Raw genomic sequence first — 19895 nt, 5'->3', positions numbered from 1 at the left:
GATGGAAGCCGCAAACCTCTATCCCATGAACATCAACTGGCGCTATTACGGCCTCGAAGCCTTCTTCGCCGCCTGCGCGGAGCACGGCTTCACCTCCGCGGAGCTCTGGCTCTGCCCGCAGCACTTCCTCATCAACGCGCAGTACAGCGAGGATCCCGCCCGGCTGCAGGCGCTCATAGGGGAGTACGGCGTGAGGCTTGCTTGCATCTGCGGGGAGCAGAACAACCCCAAGCCGAACAACATAGCCGCGCGTGGGGAGCTCCTCGTCGCCAACACGCGTGCCTATTTCGAGCGGGTCATCGATCTTGCGGCGCTCGTCGGCTCGCCCCTCGTGCTGGTGACCCCGGGCTGGAACTACTACGACGAGCCCGTCGAAGACGCCCGCGCCCGCAGCGCGGAAATGCTCGCCCATCTCGCAGACTACGCCGCCCCCCGCGGCATCACGTTGGCGCTCGAGAGCATCTGGACCGTCTCCTCCCAGGTTGCCCCCACCATCGCGGACGTCGTCGCCCTCAAGGACCGCGTGAATCGCGAGAATCTCAAGCTCACGCTGGACTTCGGCGCGATGGGGAACGTGGGGGAGACCATCGACCAGTGGTTCGATGCATTCGGTCGGGATCTCGTGCATTGCCACTTCGTCGACGGCACCCCCACCGGCCATATGCCCTGGGGCCATGGATCGCGTGACATGGCCTCCGACCTCGCAGTGTTCGCGGCAAACGGCTATGCGGGGGGCTTCTCGATGGAGTACGTCCATCCCATGAGCTTCCGCGACCCAGAAATCTACATGGAAGAGACCAAGGCGCTATTTGAGAGGTGTCTTGGCGGAATAGACCGCGCCGAGAGCGCACGTTAGGGGAGGAACGATGATCAAGCTGCTGAGAGTGGACCATCGGCTGCTGCACGGCCAGGTGGCGTTCTCGTGGTGCCATACGCTCGGTGCCAACGCCATCCTTGTCGTCTCGGATTCCGTTGCGAAGGACGAGATCCGCATGAAGACCATGCGCCTCGCGAAGCCTGTGGGCGTGAAACTCGTCATCAAGAGTGTAGACGATTCGATTGCCGCCATCACGAGCGGCGTCACAGACAAGTACGACCTTCTCATCGTCGCGGGTTGCGTCGCGGATGCCGAGCGCATCGCGCGCGCATGCGGCATCGGCTCGCTGAACCTCGGCGGGACCGAGAAGAAGGAGGACACCACCAAAACGCTCGGCATCGCCATCCATTTGAACAACGAGGAGCGCGAGCTCGTGCGCGGGCTCATTTGCGACGGAATCGAGGTGGAAGTCAGGCAAGTCGCAAAGGATAAGAAACTCGTAATCTCCGAATCCGACCTGTAGGAAACAGCTCAGCAAGAAAGGGGAAGCAATGGCATTCCAAGCGCTTCTCATAGGGCTCATCGTGTTCATCGGCAAGGCCGACTACTTCGTTGGTACCGCCATGCTCGGCCGCCCGATCGTCCTCGGTGCCCTGGTCGGCCTCGCTCTCGGCGACGCCGCTACCGGCACCATCATCGGTTTCTCTCTCGAGCTCGTGTTCATGGGCATGCAGGCCATCGGCGCCTCCATCCCGCCCGACATGATTGTGGGCTCGGTGCTCGGCACCGCGTTCGCAATCACCACGGGCAACGGCATCGACGCCGCCATCACCATCGCTATGCCCGCCGCCGTGCTCTCGGCGTTCATTGTGAACCTGTTCTACGGCGTCATCACGCCCATCATGGCCCGCTCTGCGGATCGCTACGCAGAGGATGACAACGACCGCGGCATCACCATGATCTTCCTCGCCAACGGCTTCATCTTCGATACCGCTTTCGCCGTGATCGCCTTCGTGGCCTTCATGTTCGGCGGCGACACGGTCTCGGCATTCGTGGCCGCCATCCCCGCCTGGCTCACCACCGGCATCACCATTGCCACGGGCATCCTCCCCGCCGTCGGCTTCGCGCAGCTCATCACCATGATCGCATCCAAGAAGACCGCGGTCTTTCTGCTGCTCGGCTTCCTCCTGGCCGCTTACCTCGGTGTGCCCACCCTAGGCATCGTCTGCTTCGCCGTCGTGATCGTCGGCGTGCTGTACATGGCCCACATCTTCATTCCCAAGGATTCCCAGATCGTAGCTGCGGAGGTTGACGATGACAACGAATTCTAACGAGAAGAAGCTCACCCAGAAAGAGCTCAACAGCATCTTCTGGCGCACCTTCACCACGAGCCACGCCTGGCACTTCGAGCGCCAGCAGCACATGTCCTTTGCGTTCGCGATGATCCCCACCATCAAGAAGCTCTACGACAACCGCGAGGACCGCATCGCCGCGTACAAGCGCCATCTTGAGTTCTACAACTGCCAGACCACCATGCAGCCCCTCATCGAAGGCATCGCCGCCGCCATGGAGGAGGAGAACGCCAACAACGAGGATTTCGATACCTCCTCCATCTCCTCGATGAAGGTCGCGCTCATGGGGCCGCTCGCCGGCATCGGCGACTCCCTCATCGCGGGAACGCTGCGCATCATCGCCACCGGCATCTCTGCGGGCCTCTGCATGAGCGGCTCACTTGCCGGCCCGCTCCTGTTCCTGCTCATCTACAACGTCCCCACCATCGCCCTCCGCTGGCTCGGCGTGAAGTACGGCTACGGCCTCGGCGCCAACGTCATCGGGCAGATCTCCGATGCCGACGTCATGCACAAGCTCACCACCGCGCTCTCCATCGTGGGCCTCATGGTGATCGGCGCCATGGTGGCGACCAACGTGAGCCTTACCACGCCCATCGCGTTCGACATCAACGGCACGCTGTTCTCCCTGCAGGAGACCTTCGATTCCATCTTCCCGCGCCTGCTGCCCGTGTGCGCGCTCGGCGTGCTCTACGCGCTCAACAAGAAGGGCGTGCCCGTGCTCACCCAAGTCATCGGCATCATGGTCATCGGCGTCGTCGCCGGACTGCTCGGAATCTTCGGTTAGGAGTGAAGCATGCTTGAATTCTGCCTTGACACCGGCGACCTTGAGATGGTGAAGGCTGCCAGTAAGGTGTATCCCCTGGGTTGCTACAGCATGAACCCTACCATCGCGGTCAACTGCCTCAAGGGCACGGGAAAGTCGTTCATTCAGAACGCCCGCGACATCCGCGAGGTCATCGGCGACGAGATGCCCTTCTTCCTCGAGGCCATGGGCGACACGGCCGAGGAGCTAGTGGAGGATGCCCGCGCCATGGTGGCAACCGTCCCCGGCAACACGCTCGTGAAGATTCCCGCCTGCCCTGAGGGCTACAAGGCCATCTCCGCGCTCAAGGCCGAGGGAATCCGCACCTCATGCACGGCGGTCTTCACGTTCAACCAGGCCATGCTCGCCGCCCTCGCCGGCGCAGAGTACGTGGCGGTGTACGTGAGCAGGCTCGACCGCAACGGCGGCAACGGCATCGAGACAGTCCGCCGCATCAAGCAGGCGTTCCTCGACCATGGTATCGGCTGCATCGTGAGTGCTGCCTCTATTAAGAGTGCGGGCGAGGTGGAGCGCGCCATCGAGGCGGGTGCCGACAACATCGCCCTCAACCTCGACCTTCTCGAGCAGATGGCCGTGCATCCCATGACGGCGGGGACGCTCGAGACGTTCAAATCCGACTGGGAGGGACTGTTCGGCGTCGGCGTCCGCATCGCCAACATGGCTTCCTAAGAACCGCACATTCCCTCAAGTAGGCCCCGTCTGCACCCCCTGAGGACGGGGCCACCCTTTGAAGGAGCAACCTCCATGCTCGAATTCTGCTTGGTAACGTTCGACATCGATGAGATCCGTGAGGCCTCGACACTCTTCCCCGTCAACTGCTATGCCGACAATCCCTCGGTCGCCGCGAAGGATCTTGCGGGTGGCCAAGCGACCTTCCTCTCGCGCTCCCGAGAGATACGCTCGGCCATCGGTGACGAGATGCCGTTCTACCTCGAGGTGTTGGGAGATACCTGCGAGGAGATGGTGGAGGATGCGCGGCGCATCGTGAGCGAGATTTCTGGCAACACGCTTGTGAAGATCCCCGCCTGCCCCGAGGGGTACAAGGCCATCCCGGAGCTCAAGAATCTCGGCATCAGGGCATCGTGCACGGCGGTGTTCGATGTGAACCAGGCTCTCCTCGCCGCTGCGGCAGGAGCGGTTTGCGTCGCCGTGTATGTGAGCCGCCTCGATAAGTGCGGAGGCGACGGCATCGGCGTCGTGCGCGCCATCAGGCAGGCGTTTGATAAGCACGGCATCGATTGCATGGTGTGTGCGGCATCGCTCAAGACCCCGGGCGATGTGGAGCGCGCCCTCATGTCGGGTGCCCAGAATGTAACCGTCGATCTCGCCATGCTCAAGTCCATGGCATGTCAGGAAAGAGGCGTTTGCAATGCGTAGTTGGGGTTCGGTGGGCCATTACATCCAAGGGCCCGGGGTGCTCGCGAACGTGCGCCGCTATGCCGACAGGTTCGGTTCAGACCATCTGTTCCTCGTCGATTCGTTCGTGCAGGGCCTGCTCGCACCCGTTCTCTACGCAGGATATGAGGATGGCGCCTACCAGACCGTCCTCTTCGAAGGGGAAATCAGCCACCGCTCCATCGAAGAGGTTTCCGCGCGCATCGGCTCTGCTGATGTCATCATCGCTGTGGGCGGTGGGAAGGTCATCGACGTTGCCAAGATGATCGCTTCGGAGAGGTGCATCGCGCTGATCGTGTGCCCTACCATCGCATCTACCGATGCGCCGACGAGCGCCATGTCGATCCTCTATTCCGACGAGGGGGAGATGAACGAGATCGTCATCCACCGGGCCAATCCCGACCTCGTGCTCGTGGATACGAAGGTCATCTCAGCCGCCCCGCGCAGGTTCCTCGTCGCGGGAATCGGGGACGCGCTCTCCACCTACTACGAGGGCCTCTCGAACGAGCGCATGGGCCACGCCAACTACGTGTGGTGCGACACCGAGCAGGGAAGGACGACCCTTGCCGGCCGCGCAATCGCGCGCGCCTGCGCCGATACGCTCTTCCGCGACGGTCTCGCGGCGCTCGTCGCCTGCGACGCCAAGGCACCGACGCCTGCCTTCGAGAACGTGGTCGAGGCCAATGTCCTGCTCTCCGGCATAGGTTTCGAGAACGTGGGGTTGCTCCATAGCTCATGCTGTCGGCAACGCGATCACCGCCATCCCAGAGGGAGAACGCGCGATGCACGGAGAGCGCGTGGCGTTCGGCACGCTGTGTCTGCTCATCGCAGAGGACTATCCAGATGACGAGATCGGCCGCGTGCTCGACCTGTGCGTCGCCTGCGGACTCCCCATCACCTTCGAAGCGCTCGGTCTCGACCCCTCGCAGGATGACCTCGAGAAGATCGCCAAGGCTGCGCTCGCGGCGGAATCATGGTTGGCGAGCCCCGCAGATATCCATGATGTCGCCGGCGTGGTCAGCCTCATGCGCGCAGCGAACGCGCTGGGAATATCTGCACTCGGATAAGCTCCATATCCTCCCTGTGGGGAATAGCAGGCGGGGCGGCATCTCTTCACCGTCCCCGCCTCTGCATGTGCCGTTGTTTACTGAATCAGCCCTCGAGGATGCAACCGTCCTGGATGGAGAAGACAAAGCTTGCACGATCGCCGCGAAGGAGCGAACGCGAGTAGTGCACGAGGGTACCGTCCTTGGCGCACATGGTCTTGTCGAGCAGGAAGAGCGGCGCCCCGCTGATGCATGAGAGCAGCTTCGCCTCGTCCTCGCGAGCAATGGTCACATCGATCTTGATCTCCTCCACACCCACCTGGATGGTGTAGTGGTCCTCGAGCAGCTCGTAGAGATGCACGTCCTCACGTATGGCGTCAAGGAAGTCGGGGATGACCGAAACGGGGATGTAGACCTCATCGATGCCGATGGGCAGGTTGTCCTCGAACATAAGGCGCTTGACGAGCTGAACCTCTTCTCCGACGCCGATGTCAAGCTTGCGCGCGAGCTTTTCGTCGGCTGCTAGTAGACGCTTCTCGAGGAAGCGGCATGGTGTCGGGCCATTCTCTGAGAAGGCGTGGTAGCCGAAATGGCTCTTCATTCCCTTGCGGATCTCGCGCTTTGGAGCTGAGACAAATGTACCGCGTCCTCGAAGACGGTAGAGGATGCCCTCGTCGACGAGGTTCTGGATGGCCCGACGCACGGTGATACGGCTCACCGAGTACTTCTCGCAGAGCTCAATTTCTGTGGGGATCTTCTCGCCAATCGAGAGGTCGCCTGAGATGATCCTCTGGCGAAGATCGTGCTCGATTTGGGCATAGAGCAGGTCGGGTTGGGAACTCATCGTGTACGCTCCTTGGATGCAAAGATCATTTTCTGTTCTATGATGACATAGCACATTTATCTTCGGGTTGATGATGTCAAGAAAACAGGAGAAACGCTGGGGGTGCTTTTCAAGGCTAGACGTACCCTAGGTTGGTATTCCGCCAAGCTTTTGTGATGGAGCACTCGTCTTTTGAGTGCAGCAAGTCCCGTAGTTAATGTACATACCCATGCAACATACACATGTTTTGCATGGGTATGTACATTAACCACCTAGCCTAGTGGCTCGCCTCTCACCCGCGGAGGACGCGCCGGGTGATGGGAAAAGCATGCGCTGGACATAGCTTCACTGCCCGTCCAGCACGCGGGGGAGACCCCGCGACCTCTCGGGATACAATAGTCACAATTCCGACGTTTCTTCCACTCTTGGCGCCACCGTACGAGAGAGAAGGTCCCTTCCCCGAGCCCGACATCTCGCAGACGAACCCGTGCGGGCTCATGAGGGCCTCGCGGTTGCAGATGACGAGGTTGCCCGAGAGGGCGTTCTGGCCGTGGTAGACCCGCCCTCCATGTCGAGCTCGAGTGTCGTGAAGGGAACGAGGATGGAGAGCTCCCTCATCATGAGGTCGCGGTAGATGTCGCAGTGGTTGTGCCCGAGCGACAGCACCGAGTTCAGACCCTCCTGCTGGCGCAGGGTGTACGTCTCGAGCTCGATGCCCTCCGCCTGCGCGGCGGAGATGATTTGCTGCGCCCGCTCGTGGAGCCTTGCCTTCGTGTCCGCGTAGGTGAAGACGAGCCCGCTGAAGTAGTAGGACCTCTGGCTCAGGTGCATGAGGAGGTCGAGCACGCGCGTTCTCGTCCCTCGCCTCCGCGAGGTTGGGCGAGAGGAGATCGTAGTCGTAGCCGCCCCTGATGACCCTCCGCTGCTCGTTGATGACCTCCTTCTGGATCCATCCCGCCTGGACGCGGGACATCTCGATCGCCTTGGCCTTGTCGAAGGGCTGCAGGTGCCAGGAGACCGCCATGGGGATGAGGAGGTTGAGGAAAGCACTTTGCAGAGATTGATACAATTCAACGATTTCCCGAGGCTTGCTGCATAAGGGGGTGCATCTCCTTCAAGAGGGGCGCAAATCGGAAGTTGAGGGGGTGATGGATTGAACGAATCGGAACTTTATAAAGAGCTTGGAGTATTGACAAAGAACAGGAACAAGTGGGAAGAGAGTATTCCGTATGTTTCGTCTCTTCTTACCCATGAATCCGAAAAAATAAAGGCAAAGGCTCTCTGGCTGCTTGGAGAGATGGGACTTGTATATCCTCAGTTAGTGCAGGATGCAGTTCTTACAATAGCTTCCTTCTGCGACAGTCCGATACCGCTTTTGCGGGAGCGGGCGGTCAATGCGCTTGGTAGGATCGGCCGGAGCGACTATCGAGTCATCGAACCGTATTGGACAAGCCTGTTTCAATTTGCTTCTGACGAAGATGCAAAGGTCAGGCTGAGCTTTATCTGGGCATCAGAAAACATTGCTACGAACACGCCTGATGTTTACGAGAACTATATGACGATATTCGCTGAACTTTTGTACGATGTGGATGACAAGGTTAGGATGGAAGCACCTGAAATCTTCCGTGTTCTCGGTAAACGCAGACCAGAGTTCGTCAGGCCTTTTTTGGAGCAGTTACAGAAGATATCCGAAACCGACAATAACCGTGTCGTAAGAATCCATTGTTTGGGTGCGATTAAGGTGACAGTTTCTAAGTAAACAATTTCCAGTTTTACGTATGAAGAAGATCACGGATAAGTAGTACTTAGAATATGAGAGATATCTAAAAGACAAAAACAACGGGCGCATCCTGACACCGGACGGTCTGCGCTTCGTGTGCGAGTCGAATGGATACGATCCGGAAGCGATAGGCAGGCACTTTCTCGAGGTATTGCCTAAGATATGTCCGCCGGATAGAGAGCCTCTTCCAGACGACGAAGAGTAAAAGACTCCCCGAGACCGTGATGGTTTGGGGAGTTTTCTTATGCCTTGATTTCAGATCCGTTCTTGAAGGTGGCGCGGATGTCGTCCGCGCCATAGACGGTGATGTGATCCACGAGGCTGCAGAAGGTCTCCTCGTCGAACGAGGTGATGGCCTTGTCCTGCTTCTCCAGATCGGTGAGGAAGGTCTCGATCGTCTCGCGCACGAGCGTCCTGCGCTCGATCTCTGATGCGACCTGTGCAAGATTGTTCTTTGCGGCCTCGAAGCGGCTGACCAACTCGTCGTAGCGGCGCTGGTACTCGGCCTGATCTTGCGCCTTGCGGGCGTTCTCCGCGATCAGCTGGTCGATGAGCCCGGAAGCCACGTTCATCTCTTCCTCCAAGGACACGCGCTCCTTCTCGAGGCCTGCCGTGGAGTAGAGCTTCTTCTTGATCTTCTGGAAGTCTCGGTGGATGGTGTCTCGGTTTTCCAGCAGCTTGTTGACTGCGGAGAGGAACGCCTCCTCGACCTGCGTGTCGGTCAGGTGCGTGTTGCCGCAAACCTCGTCGCCCTCGTACTTGTGGTTGCACTGCCAGATGACGCGCCTGTACTTGCTGTTGGAGTGCCAAACCTTAGAGCCGAAGGTGCTGCCGCAGACGCCGCAGACGATGCGACCGGAGAAGAGGTGCACGCCGCTATGCCTGCTTCTGCCGGGGGTGCGCCTTGCAAGCTCGCGCTGCACCATGTCGAAGACCTCCGGGTCGATGATGGCCTCGTGGTTGTTCTCCACGTAGTACTGCGGTATCTCGCCGTTGTTGACGACCTGCTTCTTGGTCAGGAAGTCCTCGATGTAGCTCTTCTGCAAAAGGGCGTCGCCTTTGTATTTCTCGTTCTTCAGGATGCTTCTGACGCTTCCCGCGTTTCACCGGTATCCGCCAGCAGGTGCCTTGCGACCTTCCTCCATGAGCTTCTTCGCTATGCCGTATGGCGTCATGCCCTTGAGGAAGAGGGCGTAGATCCTCTTCACGGTGACGGCCTCCTGCTCGTTGACCACGAGGTTGCCGTCCTCGCCACGGTCATAGCCGAGGAAGTGCGAGAAGGGCACGGTGACCTTGCCGTCCGCAAACCACTTGCGCTGACCCCACGTGCAGTTCTCGGATATGGAACGGCTCTCCTCCTGCGCGAGCGAGCTCATGATGGTGATGAGAAGCTCGCCTTTCGAGTCGAACGTCCAGATGTTCTCCTTCTCAAAGTAGACCTCGGTTCCGTTCTCCTTGAGCTCGCGGATCGTGGTCAGGCTGTCGATGGTGTTTCGGGCGAAGCGGTTCACCGACTTCGTGACGATGAGGTCTATCTTGCCGTCGAGCGCGTCGGCCACCATAGACTTGAACCCCTCGCGTCGTTTGGTGGAGGTTCCGGTGATGCCCTCGTCGGTGTAGACCTTCACGAACTCCCAGTCGCTGTGCTGCTTGATGTAGTTGGTGTAGTAGTCGATCTGTGCTTCGTAGCTCGTGAACTGGTCGTCCTTGTCGGTGGAGACGCGGGCGTATCCTGCGACCTTGCGCTTTTCCTTGCTCCCTATGGGAGAGGACGTGTAGCGTTTCAGGGTGGCGGGGATCGCCGTTACTTTCTTCTTCGCCAATTGTCTCCACGCTCCTTCCTGATCCGCTTCATGTTCTCGCTCATCTGCTTTCGCCGCTCGGGCGTGAACGTGCCCTTGACGGACTTCCTGAACTTCGCACGCTGCTCGTCTGTCCACGGGGTGCCGTGTCGCCTCGGTACCGTCCACTCGCGTTCGACCTTCCTGCTATCCTTGAAGCAGAAGGTGAGCCGGGTGGGCGGGTCGATGCCTATGCGCTCGATCTGCTCCTCGAAGAGAGCGTCGTCGAACTCGGATAGGCCGAGGACTTCTGCCGCCAGCGGCTTGAGGTAGTCCTCCCGAAGCCCTATGGACGGACACTCCGGGTCTTTCGACGCGCATCTCCAGTAGATGTGCGTGCCCCCTTTCTTCGACTGGCTTTTCTGCGTCGCCTTGCGGAAGTTGCACCCGCAGCGCGTGCACTTGATCTTGGTGGAGAAGCAGCCGATGTCGGATCGCGTCATGGGCGTGCTCCTGCGCCGCTCGGAGACGATGGCGCGGTACTCGTCCGTCCAGCAGTCCCGGTGGCCGGTGCGCTCCCATTCGTGGACGATGGCGGTTCCGTCCTTCAGGTGGAAGGTGAGCTCGGTATCGCCTGACACGACGATTTTCTCGACGCGCTCCAAGAAGGCCTCGTCGTCGAACCCCTCCATGTCGAGAGCCTTCGCGCATTCCGCTCGGAGCACGTCGTCGCGGATGCTTCGGCTCTTGCATCGACCGCCTTTCTTCTTCTTGGTGCCGCAGCTCCAGAAGGCGTAACGCTCGCCGAGCTGCGTGACCTTGGCGCGGTTCTTCCTCGTGCTGTGCATGAAGCTCTGGCCGCACAGGCCGCACTTCACCTTGCCGGTGAAGCAGGTGACGTTGAGCGACTTGTTCGCGAGAGCGCCGAGCGCCCGCCTGCGTGCCATCTCGTCCTGCACGTATTGGAAGGTCTCCATGTCTATGATCGCCTCGTGGGTGTCTTCCACGAAGTACTGCGGCAGCTCGCCTCTGTTCTTCCTTCGCTTCTTGGTGATGGGGTCGTCGATGTACTCCTTTTGCAGGAGGAGGTTTCCCGTGTAGGTGATGTTTGTCAGGATGACCTTGATGTTCGAGTCCATCCACTTGCTGCCGCTCCTCGTGGTGATGCCCTCGCCGTTGAGCTCGCGCTCGGTCTCAAGCCTCGATTTGCCGTCGAGGAAGTTCTGGAAGATGCGCCGCACGACCTTCGCCTCCTCTGGAACGATGACCAGATGGTCGCCCTCCCAGACGTATCCGAAGACGCGGAACTTGCCGTTGGGGATGCCCTGCTCGAACTTCTTCTTCACAGCCCACTTGGCGTTGGTGGACAGGCTCGTGACCTCTTCTTGCGCAAACGATGCCAGAAGCGTCAGCATCAGCTCGCCGTCTGCCGTGAGCGAGTCGATGTTCTCCTTCTCGAAGCGAACCGAAACGCCCAGTTCCTTCAGGTGCCTCACGGTCTTGAGGAGGTCGACCGTGTTCCTCGCAAAGCGGCTTATAGACTTGGTGAGTATGATGTCGATCTTCCCGTCCTCGCAGTCGCGCAGCATGTCTTGGAGGCCTGCGCGTTTCTCGCTCGTCCCGGTAAGGCCGCCGTCTGAGTAGATGCCCGCGAATCGCCACTCGGGGTTTCTCTGGATGAGGTCGTTGTAGTAGCTCACCTGCGCGGAGAAGGACTTCATGGTTCGCTCCATCTCCACGGACACGCGGCAGTAGGCCGCGACGTTCAGACGCTTCTTGATGCGCGGAACGGATCGCTCGATCTTCGTGATTGTGGCCATATTCTCGTTCTCCTTTCCGCTTACATACATCACTCTGAACGGGGTAAATAGCAAGCTTTATATGGCGAAGATGCCGCCGCAGACCGGGGTGTGTTCCTCGATGAGAATCTTTCTCATCTCCTTGAAATCCTCCTTGGTGATAATGCCAGCCTCCAGCATTTCCCTTGCCACGCGAAGCGACGCCTCGTAGGCTTTCTCCGCCTCGAATCTCTCGTCATTCATGGCGGCCTCCGAAGCGGTCTTGTATGTAGCAGGCGTGCGAGCAGTACTTGCGGTGGGCGTTGCCGTATGCTGAAAACGGCCTGCCGCAGGCGGGGCAGGTGTACTCGTAGACAGCCCTGCGGTTCACCATGTCCCGATGGGAGTTCCACCACGAGTTGCGGCAGGCATCCGAGCAGAACTTGGCCTCCTTGCGACCGGGCGTCTGCGAGATGGGCGTCCCGCATTCCTTGCAGAAAGACTGCGGAGCGTCCGATTCCTTGTTGGCGGTGCCGCCGGAGAGGCCGTGGCGCTGGCAATAGGACTTCACGGTGTTCTTCGAGAGCGAGAGCATCTTAGCGATCCTCGCGTAGCCGCACCCGTCCGCCCGGAGCCGTTCGATCCGCTTTATCTGTTCGTTGGTCATGGGATGTGCCTCCTTCACCATACGGACATTCGGAGGGGGTTTTGAGGGGGGGAAACAAAAAAAGAGCCTGCAGGTATCCGAAGACACCCGCAGGCATGAATGCTTAAAGGAGAGGGAAAGTTCAGAAATTGGCTACGATCAGTAGGTCTTTTGGAGCACGAAGTGGTTCTTATGGAAATCGATCAGCCTATCGTCCTTCATTTTGCGCAGTTCCTTTGAGAGAGCAGTTCTCTCAAGGTTCAGATAGTCAGCCATCTGCTGGCGGTCGAAGGGGATGTCAAACTCCGTCTTTCCCCTTTGGATCGATACGCTGTTCAGATAGGACATGACGCGTTCGCGGATGGTTTTCGGAGCGGTGTGGAAGCTTCTGCCGGACAGCATCAGGTTCTTGTGCGCGGAGATCGTCAGAAGATTCGTGACGATCTTTGATGTCCAGACAGATCGATCAGAAACCATGGAGCGCAAGGCTCCGATGCGCAGGAACAGAACGCGACAATCCTCGTTTGCCACCACATCCACAAGAAGCGGCTCATCTGCAAGAAGGCCGTAGGTCTCTGCGAAGAACTGGCCGCGTCCCACATGGCTTAGGATCGTCTTGTTCCCCCAGATGTCGTTGTTCTCGATTGTGACGCTGCCCTCGAGCACCAAGCCCATTTGACTGGTAGCCTCCCCGGCGTGAAGGATCGTGCTGCCTTTTCTGTATTTCTTCTCCGATGCGCACAGACGCTCCAGTGCCGTCTGGATTTCTTTGCCGTTCATGCCACGAAAGATCATGGCGTCCTTCACGAGATTGATGTCCATATATGTATTCTCACTTTTTTGAAATTCCGTGGTTATAACCACATACTTTCTCTTCACATCATACTAAAGTCTCATTAGAAACACAAGCAAAACCGGAGGTCAGGCGATGATACGGAAGATCATTCACATCGATGAGGAGAAATGCAATGGGTGCGGACTTTGCGCTACCGCATGCCACGAAGGGGCGATCGACATAGTAGACGGCAAGGCGAAGCTGGTGCGCGAGAACTTCTGCGACGGTTTCGGCGACTGCCTGCCGAACTGCCCTACGGGAGCCATCACCTTCGAGGAACGCGAAGCACCCGAATACGACGATGCCGCCGTGAAGAGAACACAGGAAGAAGCCAAGAACGAGGCAATGAAGATGACGGTAGAGGAAATCATGCAGGTGGAAGATGAGAACGAGAGAAGAAAACTGATGATGGCGAAGATGAAAGAGGAAGGCGGGAGTATGCCGCATGGTGGGTGTCCCGGATCGCGCTCCATGCAGCTTGCAGCACGCGCCGAGGAGAGTCCCGCAGCCCAGATGGAGGCTTATGCCAAACCGATACCCCGGCTTGCCCAATGGCCATGCCAGATCAAGCTGGTTCCCACCGAGGCTCCCTTCTTCGATGGGGCGAAGCTCCTGATCGCTGCCGACTGCACGGCATATGCCTATGCCAACATGCACGAGGAGTTCATGCGCGGCCGCGTCACCCTTATCGGCTGCCCGAAGCTCGATGACATCGACTACTCGGAAAAGCTCACGGAAATCATCAAGAACAACGACATCAGGGAAGTGACCATCGTGCGCATGGAGGTTCCCTGCTGCGGCGGGCTGGAGATGGCGACGAAGAACGCCCTGCAGGCAAGCGGAAAGTTCATTCCGTGGCGGGTCGTGACGATATCTCGTGACGGAAAAATTCTCGATTGATTTCAAATACGTGATTATAACCACATACAAAGCACGGAATGGCTGATAGATTGAGGTCAGAAAGCTGAAAGACAAGGAGGTACAACATGAGTTACACAGACTGGGAAGAAATAACGCAGGAGTTCAAGAAAGTCGATGTACGAGGCGTTGCAGGAAACTTCCTCGACGGCTTGAAGAAGCAAGCGGCGAGCCTACCCGCTGGAAGCGGTATGGAGGTCATCCAGACCTTCGAGCCGATTCCGCTCTACGAGGCAATGGCGATTCTTGGGTACGAACATCACACGGAGAAAGTTTCAGGCAACGAATACCACGCATATTTCTATCGGGTGGAAGCCAAGGGTAGCGTGGAAGACATTCCGGAAAGACCTGCTGTGATTACGAACTACCCGCTGATCGACGAAAAGCTTGGTCAGGTGGCGGTGGAGTTCTGGGATCTAACGTGGAATGACGAAGGTCGCTTCCTCGACTATAACACGCGTCTTCTGCTCTCCCTTGCCAACGCTGTGGGAGCGGGAAGAAAACGCCAGGCGATGCGAGAGCTTCTCAAGGCGTATAAAAACGGACTCGACTCCCGCGCCCTCGACGACGTATTCGAGCAGTTCGCGTGGAACATGGGCATCGGATATTTCAGCTCGGAGATTGCCCCGTCCCCGCTCTTTCAAGCCTACAAGACCATCAAACAGATGGAGAAGCAGGGCAAGGCCAGAGATGAGATCAACCAGACGCTGAAGGAGAAGTTCTCAGATAAGAAGCCCGGTGAAATGAAAGAAACAGGAGGTTGTTAACGATGAATATCACGAAAGAGACGAAACTGGCGGATTTGCTCGCGGAATACCCGTGGCTGAAAGATGAGATTGTAAAGGTGAATGAGAAGTTCAAGATGCTAAATTCACCCATCGGCAAGATCATGGCGAAGAAGGCCACCATCGCAGACATGAGCGGTAAGTCCGGCATGGATGCAGATGAGATCATTAAAGGGCTTACCGACCTCATCGGCTCGCACAACTAGGTGCTGCCATGAAAGAAGCAGCCAGAGAGGTTTTCTCTATCGCAAAAGAAAACGCACCAGTACCCAGATGCACGGTCTCAAAGGAAGTGCATAGCGGCAAGAATGCGATCGTGCATTTTTCGATGGCTAAGAACACCGATATAAGCGCAGAAATCTATCCTTATCACAAGCTGCTTTTGATCCATTCGGGGGTTGTGGAGGTGTATGGGGCAGCAGGGGATGCCGTCAGAGCGAAATCCGCTGACAGCATTTTCACCGATGCGGATACACCCGTAGGGATCAGAACGGACACAGGTGCGGTTTACACGGAGATAGCCATTCAAAAGGAGGACATAGTGAACGAAATAATAAAAGCAGGAGAGGTTTTCAATCTGGCCGAGATCATCCCCTATCAGGACGGAAAGATCGTCAATATGGACATCGTCCAAAACGACAAGATGAAATTTGTCGTCATGGCGTTTGACGAAGGTACGGGGCTTTCAGAACATGCGGCACCCGGTGAGGCGATCGTGTTCGCGCTCGATGGCAAGGCCGTAATCGGTTATGAGGGAAAAGACCATCCTATTAATGCCGGGGAGCAATTCCATTTCGCACAAGGTGGACTCCACTCGGTGAAGGCGAACGGAAAGTTCAAAATGGGTCTTTTGCTTACGCTGGAATGATGGAGGTACACACAGTGAGAAAACATGTAAAAGGAAATGTCAGCTGGATAGGCCATATTGACTGGGAGTTGGAAAGCTTCCACGGGGATGACTATTCGATCATGAACGGGTCGAGTCAGAATGCCTATCTGATTGAAGAAGAAAAAACGGTTTTGATTGATACCGTCTGGACGCCTCACAGGTTCGATTTTGTAGAAAACCTCAAGAAGGAAATCGATTTAAGCAGAATCGACTTTATTGTGGCGAACCACGGAGAGTGCGACCATTCGGGTTCGCTCACAGCTCTGATGGAAGAGATTCCCGACACGCCGATCTATTGCACGGTAAATGCTGTCAAGAGCATCGAGGGTCAGTATGGGAAACGGGGCTGGAACTTTCATGTTGTAAAGACCGGCGATTCTGTGGAGATCGGAAACGGCAAGAAGTTGGTATTCGTAGAGATGCGCATGCTCCATTGGCCGGACTCTATGGCGACATACTTGACCGGAGACAACATCCTGTTCTCCAACGACGCATTCGGCCAGCATTACGCGGTGGAAGAGCTGTTCAATGACAAGGCGGATCAGTGCCTGCTGAATAAAGAAGCGATGAAATATTTCGCCAACATCCTGAACCCATTTGCACCGATTTTGGCAAAGAAGCTTGCGGAGATCGACGGATTCAATTTGACCTTCGACATGATCGCCCCGTCCCACGGCGCTATCTGGAGAGAAAACCCGTTGCAGATTGTAGAAAAGTACGCTGCATGGGCAAATGCGTATCAGGAAGATCAGGTGACGATCGCTTATGACACCATGTGGGAGGGGACAACGAAGATAGCCCACAAGATAGCGGAGGAAATCCATCGTCAGAGTCCTGATACGGTAGTGAAGGTTTTCAATATCGCAAAAGCCGATAAGAACGAGATCATGACAGAGATATTCAAGTCCAAGGCGATTGCAGTCGGCTCTCCGACAGTAAGCAACAGCATTTTGTCCAGCGTAGCCGGATGGATGGAGTTCCTAAAGCAGCTGAAGTTTAAGAATAAAAAGGCCGCTGCCTTCGGGTGCTACGGTTGGAGCGGCGAGTCCGTGAAGCTCCTACAGGAGCAGTTAAAGGGCGCAGGATTTGACGTGATCGAAGAGAATGTCCGTTCCCAGTGGAATCCGGAGGATGAGGATTTTTCGAGCATCCCTGCTTTGGTAACCGCCCTCATTGGCAGCAAGGAAGCTGAGGGTGAAACGGAGAATGTTCCAGATGGCAAGGCCGCAAAGTATCAGTGTGGCCCTTGCGGGTATATCTATGACCCGGAAAAGGGCGATCCGGACAGCGGCATTGCCCCGGGAACGGCTTTTGAAGACCTGCCGGATGATTGGTGCTGCCCCATATGCGGAGTGAGCAAGGATATGTTCGAGGAAGTAAAGTAAGAGGTAGGCTAAACCAGTAATAATCGAAAAAGGCCTGCGGGAATCATTGCTGAAACCGCAGGCCTTTTCATGTCTATATGCGCTTTGTGTAGTCGAGGCTGATCCAGCCAGCGCCGGATTTCAGCCGTCCCCATCCGGCGGCAGACCCCTGCCCGGACTTGACCTCCACGATGGTGAAGACGCCGACGCCGGTGAACCTGCCGGTGCGGGCATAGTTGGTGCCAGCGCCTTTCCTGATGTTGAGGTCGGTGATGGAGACCTTCACGAGGAAGGGCACCTTCGCATTCGAGGCGGCAGAGGCCTGCGGCTTCGCAGGCGCTGCCGTCGTCGTATTTGCCGTGGTGCCGCCGAGCTGCTTGGTCACCTGAGAGGCGAGGTCGTCGAGGCGTGCGTAGAGCCAGTTGCCGGGGCACGACTTGTTGGCGAACCACCTGTGGACGGTGATGACCATCTCGTCTGCTTTCGGCGTGTAGTTCAGCGTCTTGTTCTTGTCTGAGAACCACAGGAGCTTCTTCTTGCCGTTTCGCCTGCAGATGTCCGCACAGAGCTTGATGAGCGTGGCGTAGACCTTGTCGTTCATCCAGTAGGGCTCTGCCGTGTCGGATGCGCATTCGATGGTGACGGCACGCTGGTCGTTGGCGTTGGAGGAGGTGCACCACGAGCGGTTCTTCTCCTCCACGTAGAGGCCGACGCGCCCGTTCTTGTCGATGCCGTAGTTCGACGATGCCTGCGTCGAGCTTTTCGCGAACCAGTCGCCGAGCCCCTCGGCTGTGCATTGACCCACCACGCAGTGGGGCGAGACGCGGTCGATCGCGTGTGTCCTCTGACCCGAGTGGTTCGGGGAGAGCCTCTTGTAGGCCACTAAAGAACTGTTTGTGTAAGCCATTTTATTCACCTTCCTTTTCAGCCCTGTCATGGAGCTGCTCGATCGACGCGATGGCGCGGTCGGTTTGGTAGCTCACGTCCTCGAGCGAGAGCGTCTGGGAGATGAGGCCCTCCTCGACCTCGCAGATCCCGTCGCCGTACATGAGGTCGAAGCTAATTGCCTCGTAGACCCCCTTGGCGCGCCTGCGGGCCCTCCTATTCTCGTCCATGGCGGAGGCGAGGGTCTTGTCGCGGGCGCGGAACCGCTCCATGCCCTCTTTGTCCGAGACCTCGTCATCGTCGTCCGCCGCGCCCGGCGAGAGCGCTGCCCTGATGCGGGCCGCGATGCCCTCGGGATTTCCCGCGGTCGCCTCCTCGGTCTCCTGCCCGGCCCCGGGGAGGGGGTCCGCGTCGCCGAGGCCGTACACCTCGACGGCCCTCCTCGTAGACGTCGCTCACGTCGACGGAGAGCTCGTTCCCGCAGGCGGTGCAGTAGCGGTTCCCGGGTCCGATCTGCTCATGGCATACCAGGCATCTCCTGCCCAGGTCAAACCGAGGGCCATCGCTCGAAGCTCCTCTTCCTGCGGTAGGCAGCGTAAGCCTTGGAAACGGCATAGTCCCTCCTTCCCCTGGGAGGTAGCCCGCCGAAGATGGCGAAGGCGACCGTGATGATCGCGCCGGCAACGATGGCCTGGAAGGCGGAGACGATCTGGACGCTCCCGCCCTTGGTGTCGCTGAAGACTGCGACGCTGATTTACACGAAACCCCATCCCATGATCGCGGTGCCTATGAAGAAGACGCCCTGCGAGATGGTGTTGAGGATCGAGGGCAGCGTGCCCTCCGCGTCGTAGCCCTCCACGGAGAGGATCGCCCCCATCCCTGCGAGCGCCCTCTCGCGCTCGGCGAGGCTGCGGCGGAGGGTCGCCCTCCTCTCCTCGAGCTCCCGTTCCGCCCTGCGTGCGGTGGCGCGGGTCTTCGCCTTGGCGAGGGCCTCCTCCGCTACGCAGACGTCGTCCTCTGCGTCGACGACTGGCATCCGCACGTGGGCGGCGTCCTGCCTCGTTTCGAGCGAGCGCCTCCACGGCTCCGCGTCCCTCTCTAGTGGGGACCCGTTCGCCCTCCAGTCCGGGAAGTCGAACTCGTGGTGCCGCGCGGTCAGGTCGTCGGGGTCGAATATGTAGGCGGGGTCGTAGTTCCTGTGCTCGAAGACCCCGCTCTTCGCGTCCTCGACGGGGTATTCGGACCCCATTCAGACGACGGCATGCCCCGCGTCCATATGCGCGAGCTCGGATGCCTCGAAGACCTCCTGGTCCTTCTGCGAGTACTGGTAGGAGACATCCGGGACGCTCCCCGCGTGGACCGTCTCCGACTGGACCGTGATGGTGCGCTTCCTCCGCAAGCTGGCGGGCGGTCGCGTAGTCCTGCCCGCCTGCGAGGAAGACCGTCGTGGCGCAGTTGTCGCGTACGGTGTTTGCGGTCTCCTGACTGTAGACCTCTTGAATCTGCGAGAGGCTCTACAGGATGACCGTGAGGTCGATGTTGCGGGAGCGGACGACCGCAAGTAATGGGCGAAGAAGGTCGGCGAGTGGAATCCCGACGTAGAAATCGTCGGGGACACGCCCGACGGCCAAGACCAGATTGAGATGTAGGCGGTTGGACGCGGACGCGGCTGATCGTGTACCGTTTATGGTCCCGTGGTGGGCGATGTATGGACCAGTTGCGACACACAGACGGGCCATAGCTTGCTGGATTTTCGCTATGTGGGACATAGACGGTACACGGATGGACCGTGGTTGGGCGGCGTTCGGGCAGCCGTTGTCCGTTAGCACACCACGCTTGTGGCCCGTGGCTGGTCATAGATGGGCGGGTGTTGGTCCCTTGACGGACGACAGGCAGTACGAGTGCTTTGGGCTGATAAACGCTTCTGAGGATTCTCGAACCATCGAGACAGGATTGCGATAAGCGACAGAATAAAATA

26 protein-coding genes and 2 pseudogenes are annotated in these 19895 nt (G+C 58.3%); 14 read left to right on the top strand and 14 right to left on the bottom strand.

What is annotated here, in order from left to right:
• Position 1 precedes the first annotated feature (1 nt).
• The 8 genes from HMPREF2826_RS08475 to HMPREF2826_RS09605 all read left to right on the top strand — a co-directional run bounded on the left by HMPREF2826_RS08475 (position 2) and on the right by HMPREF2826_RS09605 (position 5454).
• Complete coding sequence (locus HMPREF2826_RS08475; protein ID WP_083307360.1) at positions 2–856, top strand: sugar phosphate isomerase/epimerase family protein; 855 nt, start codon at positions 2–4, stop codon at positions 854–856.
• Positions 857–866: 10 nt separating this feature from the next.
• Positions 867–1340: a PTS sugar transporter subunit IIB gene (locus tag HMPREF2826_RS08470; protein WP_070640928.1), complete on the top strand. Its 474-nt coding sequence runs from the start codon at positions 867–869 to the stop codon at positions 1338–1340.
• A gap of 28 nt (positions 1341–1368) precedes the next feature.
• Positions 1369–2148 (top strand): PTS mannose/fructose/sorbose/N-acetylgalactosamine transporter subunit IIC, encoded by a 780-nt coding sequence (locus HMPREF2826_RS08465; protein WP_070640926.1) that lies wholly within the window; start codon positions 1369–1371, stop codon positions 2146–2148.
• Positions 2132–2953 (top strand): PTS system mannose/fructose/sorbose family transporter subunit IID, encoded by an 822-nt coding sequence (locus HMPREF2826_RS08460; RefSeq protein WP_070640924.1) that lies wholly within the window; start codon positions 2132–2134, stop codon positions 2951–2953. Before HMPREF2826_RS08465 ends, HMPREF2826_RS08460 begins: the two co-directional genes overlap by 17 nt.
• Positions 2954–2962: 9 nt before the next feature.
• On the top strand, positions 2963–3661 hold the full coding sequence (locus tag HMPREF2826_RS08455; RefSeq protein WP_070640922.1) for a transaldolase family protein: 699 nt from the start codon (positions 2963–2965) through the stop codon (positions 3659–3661).
• Positions 3662–3736: 75 nt separating this feature from the next.
• Positions 3737–4369 carry a transaldolase family protein gene (locus HMPREF2826_RS09170; protein ID WP_083307359.1) on the top strand — a complete coding sequence of 211 codons (633 nt, stop codon included), beginning with the start codon at positions 3737–3739 and terminating at the stop codon, positions 4367–4369.
• Complete coding sequence (locus tag HMPREF2826_RS08450) at positions 4362–5234, top strand: iron-containing alcohol dehydrogenase (RefSeq protein ID WP_083307358.1); 873 nt, start codon at positions 4362–4364, stop codon at positions 5232–5234. The genes HMPREF2826_RS09170 and HMPREF2826_RS08450 overlap by 8 nt, the downstream gene beginning before the upstream one ends.
• Positions 5170–5454, top strand: a complete 285-nt coding sequence (locus tag HMPREF2826_RS09605; RefSeq protein WP_371440583.1) for a dehydroquinate synthase/iron-containing alcohol dehydrogenase family protein — start codon at positions 5170–5172, stop codon at positions 5452–5454. Before HMPREF2826_RS08450 ends, HMPREF2826_RS09605 begins: the two co-directional genes overlap by 65 nt.
• 85 nt (positions 5455–5539) lie before the next feature.
• Here HMPREF2826_RS09605 and HMPREF2826_RS08445 read toward each other — a convergent pair whose 3' ends face one another.
• Entirely contained in the window at positions 5540–6277 is a 738-nt protein-coding gene (locus HMPREF2826_RS08445; RefSeq protein ID WP_070640920.1) for a GntR family transcriptional regulator, read from the bottom strand.
• Between the two features lie 474 nt (positions 6278–6751).
• Positions 6752–7102: a hypothetical protein gene (locus HMPREF2826_RS08440; protein ID WP_070640918.1), complete on the bottom strand. Its 351-nt coding sequence runs from the start codon at positions 7100–7102 to the stop codon at positions 6752–6754.
• Between the two features lie 307 nt (positions 7103–7409).
• Here HMPREF2826_RS08440 and HMPREF2826_RS09160 point away from each other — a divergent pair, with 307 nt between their 5' ends.
• Positions 7410–8015 (top strand): sister chromatid cohesion protein PDS5, encoded by a 606-nt coding sequence (locus HMPREF2826_RS09160; RefSeq protein WP_083307355.1) that lies wholly within the window; start codon positions 7410–7412, stop codon positions 8013–8015.
• Positions 8016–8278: 263 nt separating this feature from the next.
• Here the strand turns inward: HMPREF2826_RS09160 and HMPREF2826_RS09600 are convergent, their stop codons facing one another.
• The 7 genes and pseudogenes from HMPREF2826_RS09600 to HMPREF2826_RS08420 all read right to left on the bottom strand — a co-directional run bounded on the left by HMPREF2826_RS09600 (position 8279) and on the right by HMPREF2826_RS08420 (position 13063).
• Entirely contained in the window at positions 8279–8962 is a 684-nt protein-coding gene (locus tag HMPREF2826_RS09600) for a recombinase zinc ribbon domain-containing protein (protein ID WP_256388677.1), read from the bottom strand.
• Positions 8948–9124 (bottom strand): annotated as a pseudogene (locus tag HMPREF2826_RS09750) (recombinase family protein); the annotation flags it as partial. The pseudogene HMPREF2826_RS09750 and the gene HMPREF2826_RS09600, both read right to left, overlap by 15 nt.
• A gap of 15 nt (positions 9125–9139) precedes the next feature.
• On the bottom strand, positions 9140–9859 hold the full coding sequence (locus tag HMPREF2826_RS09595; protein WP_210388991.1) for a recombinase family protein: 720 nt from the start codon (positions 9857–9859) through the stop codon (positions 9140–9142).
• Positions 9841–11637, bottom strand: a complete 1797-nt coding sequence (locus HMPREF2826_RS08430; protein WP_070640916.1) for a recombinase family protein — start codon at positions 11635–11637, stop codon at positions 9841–9843. The genes HMPREF2826_RS09595 and HMPREF2826_RS08430 overlap by 19 nt, the downstream gene beginning before the upstream one ends.
• 57 nt (positions 11638–11694) lie before the next feature.
• Positions 11695–11859, bottom strand: a complete 165-nt coding sequence (locus tag HMPREF2826_RS09470; RefSeq protein WP_168164000.1) for an SHOCT domain-containing protein — start codon at positions 11857–11859, stop codon at positions 11695–11697.
• Entirely contained in the window at positions 11852–12262 is a 411-nt protein-coding gene (locus tag HMPREF2826_RS08425; protein WP_070640914.1) for a serine integrase family protein, read from the bottom strand. The genes HMPREF2826_RS09470 and HMPREF2826_RS08425 overlap by 8 nt, the downstream gene beginning before the upstream one ends.
• Positions 12263–12400: 138 nt before the next feature.
• Positions 12401–13063: a Crp/Fnr family transcriptional regulator gene (locus tag HMPREF2826_RS08420; RefSeq protein WP_070641308.1), complete on the bottom strand. Its 663-nt coding sequence runs from the start codon at positions 13061–13063 to the stop codon at positions 12401–12403.
• 106 nt (positions 13064–13169) lie between these two features.
• Here HMPREF2826_RS08420 and HMPREF2826_RS08415 point away from each other — a divergent pair, with 106 nt between their 5' ends.
• The 5 genes from HMPREF2826_RS08415 (at position 13170) to rd (ending at position 17053) form a co-directional block, all read left to right on the top strand.
• On the top strand, positions 13170–13976 hold the full coding sequence (locus tag HMPREF2826_RS08415; protein ID WP_070640912.1) for an ATP-binding protein: 807 nt from the start codon (positions 13170–13172) through the stop codon (positions 13974–13976).
• Between the two features lie 86 nt (positions 13977–14062).
• Positions 14063–14761: a sulfurtransferase TusA family protein gene (locus HMPREF2826_RS08410; RefSeq protein ID WP_070640911.1), complete on the top strand. Its 699-nt coding sequence runs from the start codon at positions 14063–14065 to the stop codon at positions 14759–14761.
• 2 nt (positions 14762–14763) lie between these two features.
• Positions 14764–14985 carry a DUF1858 domain-containing protein gene (locus HMPREF2826_RS08405; protein WP_070640909.1) on the top strand — a complete coding sequence of 74 codons (222 nt, stop codon included), beginning with the start codon at positions 14764–14766 and terminating at the stop codon, positions 14983–14985.
• A gap of 8 nt (positions 14986–14993) precedes the next feature.
• A complete protein-coding gene (locus tag HMPREF2826_RS08400) occupies positions 14994–15647 on the top strand; it encodes a cupin domain-containing protein (RefSeq protein ID WP_070640907.1) in 654 nt (217 codons plus the stop codon).
• A 14-nt stretch (positions 15648–15661) separates the two neighbouring features.
• The gene (gene rd, locus HMPREF2826_RS08395) at positions 15662–17053 is read left to right on the top strand and encodes a rubredoxin (RefSeq protein ID WP_148138367.1); all 1392 of its coding nucleotides are present in this window, start codon (positions 15662–15664) and stop codon (positions 17051–17053) included.
• Between the two features lie 73 nt (positions 17054–17126).
• Here rd and HMPREF2826_RS08390 read toward each other — a convergent pair whose 3' ends face one another.
• The 5 genes and pseudogenes from HMPREF2826_RS08390 to HMPREF2826_RS09805 form a co-directional block, all read right to left on the bottom strand.
• Positions 17127–17939 carry an N-acetylmuramoyl-L-alanine amidase gene (locus HMPREF2826_RS08390; protein ID WP_070640905.1) on the bottom strand — a complete coding sequence of 271 codons (813 nt, stop codon included), beginning with the start codon at positions 17937–17939 and terminating at the stop codon, positions 17127–17129.
• A 1-nt stretch (position 17940) separates the two neighbouring features.
• Positions 17941–18345 carry a hypothetical protein gene (locus HMPREF2826_RS08385; RefSeq protein WP_070640903.1) on the bottom strand — a complete coding sequence of 135 codons (405 nt, stop codon included), beginning with the start codon at positions 18343–18345 and terminating at the stop codon, positions 17941–17943.
• A 326-nt stretch (positions 18346–18671) separates the two neighbouring features.
• A complete protein-coding gene (locus HMPREF2826_RS09705) occupies positions 18672–19166 on the bottom strand; it encodes a hypothetical protein (protein WP_070640901.1) in 495 nt (164 codons plus the stop codon).
• Positions 19167–19316, bottom strand: coding sequence for a hypothetical protein (locus HMPREF2826_RS09700; RefSeq protein WP_168163999.1), 150 nt, complete (start codon positions 19314–19316; stop codon positions 19167–19169).
• A 49-nt stretch (positions 19317–19365) separates the two neighbouring features.
• Positions 19366–19419: pseudogene (locus HMPREF2826_RS09805) on the bottom strand (hypothetical protein); the annotation flags it as partial.
• Between the last annotated feature and the right edge of the window lie 476 nt (positions 19420–19895).

Source organism: Olsenella sp. HMSC062G07 (genome assembly GCF_001811895.1).
Lineage (GTDB): Bacteria > Actinomycetota > Coriobacteriia > Coriobacteriales > Atopobiaceae > Olsenella_F > Olsenella_F massiliensis.
Note: the sequence above shows the minus strand (reverse complement) of the source record. Positions and strands in the feature narration are given on the sequence as shown.

What these genes read in the sequence shown, in the direction of transcription:
- HMPREF2826_RS08450 (WP_083307358.1), top strand. Translation starts at nt 4,362, where the DNA reads ATGCGTAGTTGGGGTTCGGTGGGCCATTACATCCAAGGGCCCGGGGTG.
- HMPREF2826_RS09470 (WP_168164000.1), bottom strand. Translation starts at nt 11,859, where the DNA reads ATGAATGACGAGAGATTCGAGGCGGAGAAAGCCTACGAGGCGTCGCTT.
- HMPREF2826_RS08420 (WP_070641308.1), bottom strand. Translation starts at nt 13,063, where the DNA reads ATGGACATCAATCTCGTGAAGGACGCCATGATCTTTCGTGGCATGAAC.
- HMPREF2826_RS08445 (WP_070640920.1), bottom strand. Translation starts at nt 6,277, where the DNA reads ATGAGTTCCCAACCCGACCTGCTCTATGCCCAAATCGAGCACGATCTT.
- HMPREF2826_RS08390 (WP_070640905.1), bottom strand. Translation starts at nt 17,939, where the DNA reads ATGGCTTACACAAACAGTTCTTTAGTGGCCTACAAGAGGCTCTCCCCG.
- HMPREF2826_RS09605 (WP_371440583.1), top strand. Translation starts at nt 5,170, where the DNA reads ATGCACGGAGAGCGCGTGGCGTTCGGCACGCTGTGTCTGCTCATCGCA.
- HMPREF2826_RS09170 (WP_083307359.1), top strand. Translation starts at nt 3,737, where the DNA reads ATGCTCGAATTCTGCTTGGTAACGTTCGACATCGATGAGATCCGTGAG.
- HMPREF2826_RS08405 (WP_070640909.1), top strand. Translation starts at nt 14,764, where the DNA reads ATGAATATCACGAAAGAGACGAAACTGGCGGATTTGCTCGCGGAATAC.
- HMPREF2826_RS09600 (WP_256388677.1), bottom strand. Translation starts at nt 8,962, where the DNA reads ATGGTGCAGCGCGAGCTTGCAAGGCGCACCCCCGGCAGAAGCAGGCAT.
- HMPREF2826_RS08475 (WP_083307360.1), top strand. Translation starts at nt 2, where the DNA reads ATGGAAGCCGCAAACCTCTATCCCATGAACATCAACTGGCGCTATTAC.
- HMPREF2826_RS08470 (WP_070640928.1), top strand. Translation starts at nt 867, where the DNA reads ATGATCAAGCTGCTGAGAGTGGACCATCGGCTGCTGCACGGCCAGGTG.
- HMPREF2826_RS08430 (WP_070640916.1), bottom strand. Translation starts at nt 11,637, where the DNA reads ATGGCCACAATCACGAAGATCGAGCGATCCGTTCCGCGCATCAAGAAG.
- HMPREF2826_RS08400 (WP_070640907.1), top strand. Translation starts at nt 14,994, where the DNA reads ATGAAAGAAGCAGCCAGAGAGGTTTTCTCTATCGCAAAAGAAAACGCA.
- HMPREF2826_RS09705 (WP_070640901.1), bottom strand. Translation starts at nt 19,166, where the DNA reads ATGGGGTCCGAATACCCCGTCGAGGACGCGAAGAGCGGGGTCTTCGAG.
- HMPREF2826_RS08425 (WP_070640914.1), bottom strand. Translation starts at nt 12,262, where the DNA reads ATGACCAACGAACAGATAAAGCGGATCGAACGGCTCCGGGCGGACGGG.
- HMPREF2826_RS08415 (WP_070640912.1), top strand. Translation starts at nt 13,170, where the DNA reads ATGATACGGAAGATCATTCACATCGATGAGGAGAAATGCAATGGGTGC.
- HMPREF2826_RS08410 (WP_070640911.1), top strand. Translation starts at nt 14,063, where the DNA reads ATGAGTTACACAGACTGGGAAGAAATAACGCAGGAGTTCAAGAAAGTC.
- HMPREF2826_RS08460 (WP_070640924.1), top strand. Translation starts at nt 2,132, where the DNA reads ATGACAACGAATTCTAACGAGAAGAAGCTCACCCAGAAAGAGCTCAAC.
- HMPREF2826_RS08465 (WP_070640926.1), top strand. Translation starts at nt 1,369, where the DNA reads ATGGCATTCCAAGCGCTTCTCATAGGGCTCATCGTGTTCATCGGCAAG.
- HMPREF2826_RS08455 (WP_070640922.1), top strand. Translation starts at nt 2,963, where the DNA reads ATGCTTGAATTCTGCCTTGACACCGGCGACCTTGAGATGGTGAAGGCT.